The following is a 13,359-nucleotide window of genomic DNA, read 5'->3' on the forward strand; positions in this document are numbered from 1 at the left end:
CGTCCACTGCTGGGGCTTGTCTGCGGACGCGGAGGGGCCGCGCCGATACGTTGGCGGCACCCACACCTGGAGGACCGTTTGCACACCTGGCCCGGCAGTCCGTACCCCCTCGGGGCGACCTACGACGGCAGCGGCACGAACTTCGCCCTGTTCAGCGAGGTCGCCGACCGCGTGGAACTGTGCCTCTTCGACGACGCTGGGAACGAGGAGTGCGTCGACCTGGTCGAGGTCGACGCGCACGTCTGGCACGCGTACCTGCCCAACGTGGCACCGGGGCAGGAGTACGGCTTCCGCGTGCACGCCCCGTACGACCCGGCGAGCGGACTGCGCGGCAACCCGAACAAGCTGCTCCTCGACCCCTACGCCAAGGCGACCAGTGGCGACATCGACTGGGACCAGGCGCTGTTCTCGTACACGTTCGGCGACCCGGACTCGACCGACGACCAGGACTCGGCGCCCCACATGATGAAGGGGGTCGTCATCAACCCCTTCTTCGACTGGCAGGGCGACCGGTCGCCGGGCATCCCGTACGGCGAGACCGTCATCTACGAGGCCCACGTCAAGGGCCTCACCGAGACACACCCCGACGTCCCCGAAGAACAACGGGGCACCTACGCCGGCGTCGCGCACCCGGCGGTCATCGAGCACCTGAAGCGTCTGGGCGTCACCACCCTCGAGCTCATGCCGGTGCACCAGTTCGTGAACGACTCCACCCTGCAGGAGAAGGGGCTGTCGAACTACTGGGGCTACAACACCATCGGGTTCTTCGCGCCGCACTCGCACTACTCGTCGTCCGGCGACCGCGGGCAGCAGGTGCAGGAGTTCAAGGCGATGGTGCGCGAGCTGCACCGTGCGGGGATCGAGGTCGTGCTCGACGTCGTCTACAACCACACCGCCGAGGGCAACCACCTCGGGCCGACGCTGTCGTTCCGCGGTATCGACAACGCCGCCTACTACCGCCTGGTCGAGGACGACAAGCGGTACTACATGGACACCACGGGCACCGGCAACTCGCTCAACGTGGGTCACCCGCACTCGCTGCAGCTGATCATGGACTCGCTGCGGTACTGGGTGACGGAGATGCACGTGGACGGGTTCCGCTTCGACCTCGCGGCCGCCCTGGCGCGGGAGTTCTACGAGGTCGACCGGCTCGCAGCCTTCTTCGAACTGGTCCAGCAGGACCCGATCGTGTCGCAGGTCAAGCTCATCGCGGAACCGTGGGACGTCGGTCCCGGCGGCTACCAGGTCGGCACACCGTGCGCGACTTCTGGCGCGGTGAGCCGTCGACCCTCGGCGAGTTCGCGTCCCGCATCTCCGGGTCGGCCGACCTGTACGAGCACGACGGCCGGACCCCCAAGGCGAGCATCAACTTCATCACCGCCCACGACGGCTTCACGCTGTACGACCTCGTCGCCTACAACGAGAAGCACAACGAGGCCAACGGCGAGGACAACAACGACGGCGAGAGCCACAACCGCTCGTGGAACTCCGGCGTCGAGGGGCCGACCGACGACCCGGCGGTGCACGCGCTCCGGCTGCAGCTCGCGCACGGTGACGAGCTCGGGCGGACCCAGGGCGGCAACAACAACGTCTACGCCCAGGACTCGCCGATCAGCTGGATCGACTGGGAGCACGCCGACGACGAGCTCATCCAGTTCACCGCCGACGTCGTGAAGCTCCGGCACGACCACCCGACCTTCCGCCGCACGCGGTACTTCAACGGCCGTCCGGTCCGCCGGAGCGAGGGCGAGCCGCTCCCCGACGTCGTGTGGCTGACGCCCTCCGGTGATGCGATGGACCCCGAGGACTGGGACTCCGGCTTCGGCAAGAGCGTCGGCATGTACCTGAACGGCGAGGGCATCCGCGGGCGCGACCGCTGGGGCGAGCGGGTCACCGACGTGGCGTTCCTGACGTATTACAACGCGCACGACGACGTCGTGACGTTCACCCTGCCCCCGGAGGAGTACTCGCCGGGGTGGACCGTGCGGATCGACACCGCCGATCCGGGTGCCCGCGACGAGGTCCTCGACGCGGGGACGCCGCTCGACGTCCCCGCGCGGTCGATGATCGTGCTCCGTGCCGAGCCGGACCACGAGGTCACGACGGCCCCGGTCGACGCCGCCACGGACACGAAGCCGTCCACGCCGACCAACCCCGCGGCCTCGCCCACCACCTCGGCGACGGACCCAGCGGGCACCGACCCGTCGACCTCCGAGCCCGCGAGCTCCGAGCCGGCCGACTACAGCGCCACTCCCGAACCCGACAGCACAGGAGCCACCAGGTGACCGCCAGACGCGTCCCCACGTCCACCTACCGACTGCAGGTCACACCCGACTTCGACCTGACCCGGGCGCAGGACGTGGTCGAGCACATCCGCGACCTCGGCGCCGACTGGGTGTACCTCTCCCCCGTGCTGCAGGCAGAGCCCGGTTCGCAGCACGGCTACGACGTCGTCGACCACTCCCACGTCGACACCGAGCGCGGCGGCGACGCAGCGCTGCGCGGGCTCGCCGAGGCCGCCCACGCCGCCGGACTCGGCGTGCTCGTCGACGTCGTCCCGAACCACGTCGGCGTCGCGACGCCCGAGGCGAACCCGTGGTGGTGGTCGCTGCTCGAACAGGGCCAGGCCAGCCCGGTCGCGTGGGCGTTCGACGTCGACTGGGAAGCCGGCGACGGCAAGGTCCGCGTCCCCGTGCTCGACGACCGCCTGCTCGACGCCGTCGAGCTGCGTGACGGTCGGCTGTACGTCGGCGAGACCGCCTACCCGACCGCTCCCGGGACCGTGCAGGACGGCGACGACGTCGAGACCGTGCACGCCCGCCAGCACTACGCGTTCGTGCACTGGAAGCGCGCGGACCACGAGCTGAACTACCGCCGGTTCTTCGCGGTGAACACCCTCGCGGCGATCCGCGTCGAGGAGCCCGAGGTGTTCGCGGCCTCGCACGACACGATCGGCGGCTGGTTCCGCGACGGGCTCGTCGACGGCCTGCGCATCGACCACCCGGACGGCCTGTACGACCCGGCCGTGTACCTGCAGGACCTCGCGGACCTGACCGGCGGGGCCTACACGCTGGTCGAGAAGATCCTCGAGCCGGGCGAGCAGCTCCCGTCCTCGTGGCCCGTCGACGGCACCACCGGCTACGACGCGCTCGGCGTCGTCGACCGCGTCTTCGTCGACCCCGCGGGCGAAGAGGCGCTGACCGCCGCGTCCGGTGCCGAACCGGCCGACTGGCAGCAGCTGACCCACGACACCCGCCGAGGCATCGCCGACGGGATCCTCGGCAGCGAGGTCGCGCGACTCGCCCGGCTCCTCGCGTCGACGGCCGGTGACCTGCCGCAGGAGCGCGTGGTCGACGCGGTGGCCGAGATCGTCGCATCGTTCGACGTCTACCGCACCTACCTGCCCGAGGGCGTCCACCACCTGATCGCCGCCCTGGAGCGCGCAGCCGAGACGCGACCGGACCTGGACGACGTGATCGACCGGATCGCGCCGGCGCTCGTCGACCCCGGGCACGCCGCGGCGCTCCGCCTGCAGCAGACCTCCGGCATGGTGATGGCGAAGGGCGTCGAGGACACCGCGTTCTACCGGACGTCGCGCCTGAGCTCCCTGAGCGAGGTCGGCGGCGACCCGAGCGTGTTCGCGGTGTCGGTCGACGACTTCCACCAGGCGCAGCGCGAGCGTCAGGGCAGCTGGCCGCACACGACCGCGCCCGCATCGCGGTGCTCGCCGAGCTCGGGTCGGAGTGGTCGAGCGCCCTCGAGCAGCTGAACGCCCTCGCGCCGCTCGACGACGCGGTGTTCGCGGACCTGCTCTGGCAGGCGATCGTGGGTGCCCGACCGGCCAGCCGCGAGCGCCTGCACGCGTACGCCGAGAAGGCCTCGCGCGAAGCCGGAGACAGCACGACCTGGACCGAACCGGACGAGGCCTTCGAACAGCAGATGCACGCCCTCGTGGACGCCGCGTTCGACGACCCGCGCGTGGTCGCGGTGCTCGACGAGCTCGACCGCACGATCGACGCGGCCGGCTGGTCGAACGGGCTCGCGCAGAAGCTGGTCCAGCTGACGATGCCGGGCGTCCCGGACGTCTACCAGGGCACCGAGGCGTGGGACCGCTCGCTCGTCGACCCGGACAACCGCCGCCCGGTCGACCACACGGAGCTGCGGCACGTCCTCGCAACGCTCGACGGCCCCGAGGGCACCGGTCCGGAGCAGCTACCCGAGGTCGGCCTGGACGGTGCGGCGAAGGTCCTCGTGACGAGCCGCGCCCTGCGGATCCGACGCGATCACCCCGAGCTCTTCACCCGGTACCTCGGGCTCGAGGCCACCGGCATCGCCGCCGACCACGTGCTCGCGTTCGACCGCGGCGGTGCCGTGACGGTCGCGACGCGGCTGCCCGTCGGGCTCGAGCGCGTCGGAGGGTGGGGCGACACGCTCGTCCACCCGGTGCCGGCCGACCGGGTCGACCTGCTGACCGGTCTCGCCGACCTGCCCGTCGCCCTGCTCGTCCCGGCGGACGTCGCCGACGCCGACCCCAACGGAGCCGAGCACGACGCCGCACCGGTGACGTCCGGCGCGGACCCCGGCACGAGCACGAACAACACCGCTGCGGTCTCCGACCAGCAGGCCGACGCCGAACCCCGAGCGCGTGCGCCTGGTCGTCGACGGTACCGAGTACGCCATGACCCGCGGCGAGGACGACTGGTGGGCGACCGACGAGGTCGTCCCCGTCGTCGGCGCGCGCTACGGCTTCCGCATCGACGACGACGACTCCGTCCGACCCGATCCGCGCAGCCGGTACCAGCCCGAGGGCGTGCACGGCCCGTCCGAGGTCGTGGACCCCGAGCGCTTCGCCTGGACCGACGATTCGTGGACCGGTCGGCCCGCCCGTGGGGCCGTGATCTACGAGATGCACGTCGGCACCTTCACCCCCGAGGGCACGCTCGACGCCGCGGCCGCCAAGCTCGACCACCTCGTCGAGCTCGGGGTGGAGTTCGTCGAGCTGCTCCCCGTCAACGCGGTGAACGGCGAGTGGAACTGGGGCTACGACGGTGTCGGCTGGTTCGCCGTGCACCACTCGGCGTCATCCAGGACGTCGTGTACAACCACCTCGGGCCCAGCGGGAACTACCTGCCGCTGTACGGGCCGTACCTGCTCCAGGGGCTCGGCAACACGTGGGGTGACTCGGTCAACGTCGCGACCACCACGTCGACGGGCTCCGCCTCGACGCGGTGCACGCCATCCGCGACACCACCCGGCCCCACGTCCTGCAGGCGATGGCCTCCGAGACCGAGGCGTACGCGCAGTCCGTCGGACGCCCGCTGTCGCTCATCGCGGAGTCGGACCTCAACGACCCGGTCATGTTCCGCCCGCAGGAAGCCGGCGGGTACGGCCTCACCGGTCAGTGGTCCGACGACTTCCACCACGCCGTGCACGTGGCGGTGACCGGGGAGACGAACGGCTACTACGCCGACTTCGCCCCGCTGTCGGCGCTCGCGAAGGTCCTGGACCACGGGTTCTTCCACGACGGTACGTGGTCGTCGTTCCGCGGGAAGCGGCACGGTCGACCGATCGACCGCGGGACCTCGCCCGCGACCGCCCTCGTCGTCGCGAACCAGAACCACGACCAGATCGGCAACCGGGCCGCAGGTGACCGGCTCGCCGCGACCCTCGACGACGAGTCGCTCGTCATCGCGGCCGCGCTGACCCTGCTCGGGCCGTTCACGCCCATGCTGTTCATGGGCGAGGAGTTCGCTGCGACGACGCCGTGGCAGTTCTTCACCTCGCACCCGGAGCCCGAACTCGGCAAGGTGACGGCCGAGGGACGCATCAAGGAGTTCGCGCAGCACGGCTGGGACGAGTCGACGGTGCCCGACCCGCAGGACCCGACGACGTTCACGAACTCCAAGCTCGAATGGGCCGACGTCACCTCGGAGCGGGGTGCGGCGATCCTCCGCGCCTACCGGGTGCTCGTCGCGCTGCGTCGGACCGAGCAGGCGTTCGTCGACCACCGCTACGAGGCGAACGCGGTCCGCTTCGACGCGGACGACCGGTGGCTCGTGCTCACGCGCGGGCTGCTCGGACCTGACGCAGCGCCCGTCCACGTCGTGGTGCACTTCGCCGACGATGCCGCGGACGTGCCGGTCCCGGACAGCTCGGGCGAGGAGCTCTACCGGTTCGGGTCGGCCTCGGTCGAGGACGGCCGCGTCCACTTCGACGGCCGCGGGGTCGTCGTGCTCCGGTAGTCACCACGGCGACGGTGGTCACCACGGCGACGGCGCTCACCAAGGCGACGGGGGTCGCCGAGGCGACCACCGGACGGACGGGAGGCGCGGTGCCAGCCGGCACCGCGCCTCCCGTCCGTCCTGCAGGTCCGGCAGACCCGCCGCGTCAGGCGGTGCGGTCGCCGACCGCGTGCGCGTTGCGGCGCACCGAGGGCAGCCGCCGGTGATCGCGCATGAGCGAGCGGAGCTCGCGGAGCCGGCGGTCGATGCCCCACTTCGTGACGAGGGTCAGGCTCTCGCGCACGATGTTGCCGCTCATCTTCGAGACGCCGAACTCGCGCTCGGTGAAGGTGATGGGCGTCTCGACGACGCGCAGGCCGGCCTCGAGGGCGCGCCAGCACAGGTCGACCTGGAAGCAGTAGCCCTTCGAGGCGACACCGGCCAGGTCGATCCGTTCGAACGCCGACGAGGTGAAGACCCGGAAGCCGCCCGTCGCGTCCCGCACGGCGATGCCGAGCGCCATCCGGGTGTACAGGTTCCCGCCGCGGGACAGCAGCTCGCGGTACCAGGGCCAGTTCTCGACCTCACCGCCCTTGATCCAACGGGAACCGAGGACCAGGTCGTTCGAGTCGGCGAGCTCGAGCATCCACGGGAGGTACTCCGGGTGGTGCGAGCCGTCGGCGTCCATCTCGACGAGCTTGTCGTACCCGTGCTCCAGACCCCAGGCGAACCCCGCGAGGTACGCGCCGCCGAGGCCGTCCTTGACCGTGCGGTGCATCACGTGCACCCGGTCGGTCTCACGGGCGATCGCGTCGGCGATGTCGCCGGTGCCGTCCGGGGAGTTGTCGTCGACGACCAGCACGTGCACGCTGTCGTCGGTCGCGGCGAGGGTGCGCGCGACGATCGGACGGACGTTCTCCGCCTCGTCGTAGGTCGGGATGATGACCAGGGACTTGCTCATGGTGCTCCTTGCGGGTCGGGTCAGACGATACCGAAGCGCGTCGGGCCTATCCTGACGACAGGTCTGCGAACACGATCAGATTGTCCGTGTAGTGGCCGGTCGCGGTGTCGAAGGTGCCGTCGCACGTGATCAGCCGGAGTTGGGGCGTCGGCGCACTGCCGTAGACGTCGCTCGTCGGGAAGGCGGACTTCGCCGCACGCTCGGACCGCTCGACGGTGAACGTACGGGTGGTCCCGTCGGACATCCCGACCTGCACCTGGTCACCGGGCACGAGTTCGTCGAGACGGTAGAACACGGCGGCGCTGGTCGGGCTGTCGACGTGGCCCGCGATGACCGCGGGACCGACCTGCCCGGGGACGATCCCACCGGAGAACCAGCCGGCACTGTCCCAGTCCTTCGGCGGGTCCAGCTCGCCGGCGGGACCGCGGCCGAGGTCCTCCAGCCCCGAGGAGACGCCGATCGCCGGGATCTCCACACGGACCGGCGTCGCGTTCGACCGCGCCGCCGGTGCGGCCGGGTCCTGGAACCCGGACGTGTCGCTCCCGCCGGACCCGTTCCTCGCGGCGCCGGGATCGGTCGACGCCGACGCGCTGGTCCCCGCGGCACGGCCGGTCGCAGCGCCGCCGGCGCCGGTCGCTGCGACGGCCACCCCGGCGATGCCGCCGACGACGAGGCCCGCGCACCACGGTGGTCGGGTGCTCGCGACGCGGCGCAGCGGCCCGGCGTCCGCTCACGAGTCGCTCCGGGGACCGACCGCGCACCCGCCGAGGACGTCCGACGTGAGCATCGTCGCGCCGAGCGCCGCCCAGGCGTCGCCGTAGTACGTCCGGGTCGTCGCCGACGTCCGGTCGCTCCGACGCAGGTCCGCGGTCACCGCCGACGACGAACCGTCCGCCTGCTCGGCGGCCGCCCGGGCGGCGTAGGCGAGCGCACTGGTGTCCGTGGTCACGCGCCGCAGCGTGGGCGCGAGTTGCCCGGCGAGGGCCCGGTCAGGTGCGGAGCAGGCCTCGGCCCAACGGAGCGGGAGTCGCATCGCGTCCCACCCGTAGACGACCGGTCCCTGGTCGCCGGACGCCGCCATCGGGTCGACTGCAGCTGGCCCGGAGGACCGCGGCGGTCGCGGCGCGGGACCCGTCCGCGAGCGCTGCCCAACGTCGGTCACCGGTCGCACGCTCCAGGACGCGGAACGCCGCCGGCGATGCGTACGACGCGTTGTAGCGGTAGGGCTCCCGGTCGGCCCACGGCCCTGGCAACAGGATCGTGCCGAGGTCGGTCTCGGCGGTCTCGTGGTCGAGGATCGCCGCGGCGGCGCGGGCCGCGTCGAGGTCGGCGTCGCTCGCGGACTGGTCATCCGCGACGCCGGCTCCTGGTGTCCACCGCCACGCCAGCAGGTGGTCGTCCGTCAGCAGGTGGCGTTCCGTCCACGACCAGACCTCGCCGAAGGTCTTCCGGTCGTCACTCGCGTAGGCGACGAGCAGGCCGTAGGCCTGCCCCTCGCTCACGGTGTCGCCGCCCTGGTCGGTCCGGACGACCCGGCCGTCGCGCACGTAGCGGTCGATGAAGTCGGAGCGCAACTGCGCGGCGCTCCGGTCGACGTCCGGAGCGGACGTCGAGGTGGCGTTCGAGGTGATCGAGGCCTGCGGCGCCGTCGCGCTCCACGGGCGGACGGCGACGAGCGCGGCGCCGACGGCGACGACGAGCGTCGCCGCGGCGGCGATGGGTATCCAGGTCTTGCGGGTCATGCCGGCTGTACCTCTCCGGTGGTCGGGGACGGTCGTGGCGGAGGCGCGGCGCCCGTGGGCGGACCCGCTCACGTGCACCGCGCCTCCTGCCCGTCAGCGGAAGAGCGAGCGGAACGCCGCGACGACCGCGTGCGTGAACTCGGTGACGGGACGTCCTGCGGCGGAGCCACCGCCGCCGGTCTGGACGCCGCCCGACGGGGTGGCCGCCGTGGCTGCGGCGTCGGTCACCGGGACGACGGTGAGGTCCCCCTTGCTGTCGTCGAGGACGAACAGCGTCGACACGGTGTTGCCCGCGAGGTCGACGTCAGCGGTCCCACGCTGCCCGTCGCCGGAGACGTCGAGCCGCCACTTCCCCGCACCGACGGTCGCGTACCGGGTCGCGGTCCCGAACGCGGCGTCCTGCGCGACGGTGGTGCCGTCGGCGGTGCTGACGTCGACCTCCTTCGCGGTGGTCGCCGCCTGCACGAGCCGCAGCTTCGCCTTGCCGTCGCCCGGCTGCTGCAGGTCGTCGGTGAACGCGGTCGTCTTGAGGTCGTCGTTCTTGCCGTAGGCGACGACGGTGTTCGCGTCGCCCTGCTGCACCTGCACGTCGGTCGAGATGACCGGCGTGGAGTCCGGGTCGTCGGCAGCGCGCATGGACAGCACGTAGGTCCCGACCGGGAGCTCCTGGTACGGGCTGACCTGGCCGTAGGTCACGTCGTCGAGCTCGAAGACCTTCTTGCCGCCGGACAGACTGGTGAGCTCGACGTCGACCCCCTTGGTGTCCGGGGACAGGTGACCGACGCGCAGCCAGCCCTCGTCGCCGGACGTTGCCGCGGTCGCCGTCTGCGGAACGGTGAGCCCGACGGCAGCGGCGACGAGGGCGGCAGCGACGCCGCCGACGACGAGCGGGCGGCGGGCTGCGCGACGCGACAGGGCATGCCGCGCCGCGACGCGGGTGTTCGTGGTTCCGGTGGTGTCGGTGGTGTCGGTGGTGTCGGTGGTGTCGGTGGTGTCGGTGGTGTGCATCGTGGTGCTCCTCGGGGTCGGGTTCCGGGATCGGGTTCGGTGGGCGGAACCTGCTCGCTCCTCGTGCCCAGTACGGCCGTTGCCGCCCGCTCGCGGCCGTTGCTCGTCACGTGGGTGGGCACGCAGCCAGCGGCCTCAGGACGCCGTGGTCGGCGTCGTGGTCGGGTCGGCGGGGGCGTAGGTCACGACGACCCGGCTGCCGTCCCGTTCGATGTCCGCCGGTCGGATCGCTTCGCTCATCGCCGCGAAGGTGTCTGCGACCCGGACGGCGGTCTCGCCGCTGCTCGTGTGCAGGACAACCCGTCGGAACGGCTGCCCCTCCTCGCCGGTCAGGGACGTGAAACGGTCGACGCGGACGTCCTGGTCGGCTAGGACCTGCCCGAGGGCGAGCATCGCACGGGAGTCGACCTGACCGGCGCGGAACTGGGACCTCGTGCCGGCGTCGGCACGGAGCGCCGGGTTCTGTGCCAGCTCGGTGCCCATCGTCTTCCGCCCGTTCGTGGCGGCGGTGATGGCCTCGTCCGCGGCTGTCGTCCCCGCTGCGTGGATGCGACGGACGTCCACGCGCTGGTCACCGGTGCCGAAGCTCGCGACACTCGTCGAGTTCTGGACCGCGAGCGAGACGTCCCGCGACGAGTTGCCACCGGTGCGCATCGAGTCGGTCGTGACGACGTAGTCCGAGTCCTTCCACCCGTTCGGCGACTGGCGCTGCACGGCGGCGTCGGTGTCGAGCTTGTAGTACCAGATCACGTTGTCGCGGGCGAAACCGTCTTCGGGACGTTGTCGCCGACCCACTGCTCGGCCTGCTGCATCGGCCGGTCCAGGTCCGCGACCAGGAACCCGCGGAGCTGGACGCCCCAGAGGGGGACGGCCACGGCGAGCGCGGTCGCGGTGACGGCGACCCAGGCAGCCCCCAGCCCGCGTCGTGCGACGCCGCCGATCCGGCTCCCCGCGCGGCTGCGTGTCCGCCCCGCGACGGCGAGGACCGCCCGCTCGGCCGTGTACGCCACGAGCAGCGCCGCGAACGGGACGAGCACGATGACGTAGGGCACCGGCAGGTACCCGTTCGGACGGAACATCATCGCGAGCAGAGCCCGACGACCGCCGCGACCGTGCCGAGCACGATGAACACGGGGTCGAGCGCCCACCACTGGGACGCCGCCTGGTTCGCCAGGCTCCCCGCGTCGAAGACGGAGCCGGACGCGGCACGGGATCCGAGCTGGTAGGTGATGCCCTGGAGGAGGCTCACCCGGCCGCTGCCGGGCAGGAGTTCGCCCTTGACCGCGGCGAGCAACAGGTACCCTCCACCGATCACGACCAGGACCGCGCCGGCCACGCTCAGCGTGTACCGGCGTGTGCTGCGGTCGGCCCGACGCACGGCGATCCAGACGAGGAACGGCAGCGCGAGCAGGTAGGTCTCCTTCGAGAGCACGGCCACGCCCAGGCAGGCTGCCGCCCCGGCGAACCCGGCGAGCTGCTGACGCCGGCTGAGCACGAGGACGAACGCGGCGAGGAGCCACGGCGTCGCCACGTTGTCGATGTAGACCGTGCGGTGGTACTGCAGGGCCAGCGGGGAGAGCGCGAACACGAGCCCTGCCGCGGCCGCGGTCGCCCGACCAGCGCCGAGTCGGCGAGCGAGGACGAAGAGCAGGAGGCTCGACACGGCGGCGAAGAAGACCATCGCCTCGCGGCCGGCCTCGACGGCGAACGGGTAGCGGGCGAAGGCGCCCGTCAACGCGGTGTACCCGGCGATCTGGATCCACCCGAGCGGCGGGTGGTCGTACCAGTACGTGTAGTGGGTGAGCTCGCCGAGGTGCCCGATCGCCCAGGCCTGCGCCGTGTAGGTGCCCTCGTCGTCGATGCGCTGCGGCGTGCCGGCCATGTTCCACGCCTGCACGACGACGGTGACGGCGAGGACCGGCACGAGCCAGCCGAGGCTGGCTGCATGGACCCGGAACCACCCGCGGACGCCGGAGAACGATGCAGCCCCCCGGACCGGGATCCCGGTGGTGTGGGTGATGCTGGCGCTCATCGGCCACCTCCTGCGGTCGAACCGGCGAGTTCGCGGGTCCCGGCGTCGGTGGTCACGGCGTTCGCGAACCCGACGACCTCCTGCTGCACGGCTCCCGTGCGGTGCTGGCCGGTGTGCTCGGTCTTCTCCCAGCCGTTCTGGCCCTTGACGTGCCGGACGACCGCCCGGACCGCAGCCGCGGCGAGGAACACCTGGTACGGCACGAGCCCGAGCACGAGGAACACGTAGTCACGCGCCCGGACCTTCTCCTGGTACAGCCGGCCGAACTCGTTCAGCCCGACGACCTCGACGGCGAGCAGCATGAGCGTCGGCGCCACGGGGATGAACGTCATGAGCGCGATCGCGGTGGGCACCTTGACGAAGAGGATCATCAGGGCGCTCAGCGGGATCAGCAGGCCGGTCGCGGCCTGGACGAAGGGCATCGTCAGCATGTACCGCGCGAAGAACCGCTGACGGAACGAGGGCAGCTTCCTCCACTCCCCCTTCCCGAGCACCTGGAGGAACCCCTGGTTCCACCGGGTCCGCTGCTTGAGCAGGGACGCGAACGTGGGCGGGGTCTCCTCGCGGGTGACGGCTTCAGGGCTGTAGGCGACGACGACCTTCGCGCCGTCGGCGGACAGCCGCACACCCAGCTCGCAGTCCTCTGCAAGGCAGTGTGCGTCCCAGCCGTTCGACCAGTCGAGGCGTTCCTTCGTCACGAACACGGTGTTGCCGCCGAGCGGGATGAACTTCGAACCGGCGTGGAAGTGCAGGCGGGACCCCAGCTCGACCGGAAGTTCATGAGCTGCACACCGCCCTGTACGACGTCGGCACCGGTCTCCTGGAACCGCGAGTCGACGAGGCTCAACAGGCGCGGGTAGACCTCGTCCTCGGCGTCGAACACGCCCACGATGTCGCCCGTCGCGTACTGCAGGGCGAGGTTCATCGCCTTCGGCTTGTTCTTCGGCGCCGTGTCGTCCACGACCACCTTGATGAGGGACGGGTGGCGGGCCGCGGCGGCCCGGACGACCGCGTCGGTCTCCGGGTCGTCCTCGCCGACGATCGCGATGATCTCGAAGTCCGGGTGGTCCTGCGTGGCGAGCATGTCGAGCGTCTGGCCCATCACGTCCTGCTCGTGCCGCCCGGGCACGAGGAGCGTGAAGCGGTGCGCCGCGGGCAACGGTGTCTGGCTGAAGCTCGTCGACTTCAGGGCGTCTCGTGACCGCCATGCGTGGAGCATCCACCACAGAGTGGTGAGTGCGATCACCGTGAGCAGCACGGAGACGGCGATGAGCACGGAGTACCCGATCCACTCACCCAGCGACCAGGCGACCTGCGGGGCCTGCCCCGAGCCTCCCGTCGGGACGTCCGTGGTCCCACGGTTCGGGAGGTTCCCTGCGGGCCCGGTCCCCTCGT

10 protein-coding genes and 3 pseudogenes are annotated in these 13,359 nt (G+C 71.6%); 3 read left to right on the forward strand and 10 right to left on the reverse strand.

Annotated elements, in window-relative coordinates:
* Window positions 1-78 precede the first annotated feature (78 nt).
* Window positions 79-2,285, forward strand: a pseudogene (gene glgX, locus HUN58_RS18295) (glycogen debranching protein GlgX).
* Window positions 2,282-3,769 (forward strand): malto-oligosyltrehalose synthase, encoded by a 1,488-nt coding sequence (gene treY / locus HUN58_RS18300; protein ID WP_368075762.1) that lies wholly within the window; start codon window positions 2,282-2,284, stop codon window positions 3,767-3,769. Before glgX ends, treY begins: the two are co-directional and overlap by 4 nt.
* Window positions 3,770-4,212: 443 nt before the next feature.
* On the opposite strand, the gene HUN58_RS21100 is transcribed toward treY, so the two are convergent.
* Complete coding sequence (locus HUN58_RS21100; RefSeq protein ID WP_368075812.1) at window positions 4,213-4,680, reverse strand: hypothetical protein; 468 nt, start codon at window positions 4,678-4,680, stop codon at window positions 4,213-4,215.
* On the opposite strand from HUN58_RS21100, the pseudogene HUN58_RS18305 reads away from it, so the two are divergent.
* Window positions 4,646-6,242 (forward strand): annotated as a pseudogene (locus HUN58_RS18305) (DUF3459 domain-containing protein). The gene HUN58_RS21100 and the pseudogene HUN58_RS18305 sit on opposite strands and share 35 nt — an antisense overlap.
* Before the next feature lie 145 nt (window positions 6,243-6,387).
* Here HUN58_RS18305 and HUN58_RS18310 read toward each other — a convergent pair.
* The 9 genes and pseudogenes from HUN58_RS18310 to HUN58_RS20670 form a co-directional block, all read right to left on the reverse strand.
* Entirely contained in the window at window positions 6,388-7,182 is a 795-nt protein-coding gene (locus HUN58_RS18310) for a polyprenol monophosphomannose synthase (protein ID WP_114849020.1), read from the reverse strand.
* A 46-nt stretch (window positions 7,183-7,228) separates the two neighbouring features.
* Entirely contained in the window at window positions 7,229-7,831 is a 603-nt protein-coding gene (locus HUN58_RS18315) for a class F sortase (RefSeq protein WP_208745639.1), read from the reverse strand.
* 81 nt (window positions 7,832-7,912) lie between these two features.
* The gene (locus HUN58_RS18320) at window positions 7,913-8,131 is read right to left on the reverse strand and encodes a hypothetical protein (RefSeq protein WP_208745640.1); all 219 of its coding nucleotides are present in this window, start codon (window positions 8,129-8,131) and stop codon (window positions 7,913-7,915) included.
* Between the two features lie 40 nt (window positions 8,132-8,171).
* A complete protein-coding gene (locus tag HUN58_RS18325; RefSeq protein WP_208745641.1) occupies window positions 8,172-8,924 on the reverse strand; it encodes a glycosyl hydrolase family 8 in 753 nt (250 codons plus the stop codon).
* Window positions 8,925-9,017: 93 nt separating this feature from the next.
* Entirely contained in the window at window positions 9,018-9,932 is a 915-nt protein-coding gene (locus HUN58_RS18330; protein ID WP_180225540.1) for a DUF4397 domain-containing protein, read from the reverse strand.
* A gap of 135 nt (window positions 9,933-10,067) precedes the next feature.
* The gene (locus tag HUN58_RS18335) at window positions 10,068-10,682 is read right to left on the reverse strand and encodes a hypothetical protein (protein ID WP_208745642.1); all 615 of its coding nucleotides are present in this window, start codon (window positions 10,680-10,682) and stop codon (window positions 10,068-10,070) included.
* A complete protein-coding gene (locus HUN58_RS18340) occupies window positions 10,679-11,014 on the reverse strand; it encodes a hypothetical protein (protein ID WP_208745643.1) in 336 nt (111 codons plus the stop codon). The genes HUN58_RS18335 and HUN58_RS18340 overlap by 4 nt, the downstream gene beginning before the upstream one ends.
* On the reverse strand, window positions 11,011-11,964 hold the full coding sequence (locus tag HUN58_RS18345; RefSeq protein WP_208745644.1) for a glycosyltransferase family 39 protein: 954 nt from the start codon (window positions 11,962-11,964) through the stop codon (window positions 11,011-11,013). Before HUN58_RS18345 ends, HUN58_RS18340 begins: the two co-directional genes overlap by 4 nt.
* Window positions 11,961-13,183: pseudogene (locus HUN58_RS20670) on the reverse strand (glycosyltransferase family 2 protein). The gene HUN58_RS18345 and the pseudogene HUN58_RS20670 overlap by 4 nt, the downstream one beginning before the upstream one ends.
* Between the last annotated feature and the right edge of the window lie 176 nt (window positions 13,184-13,359).

This window comes from Curtobacterium sp. Csp1 (assembly GCF_013347185.1).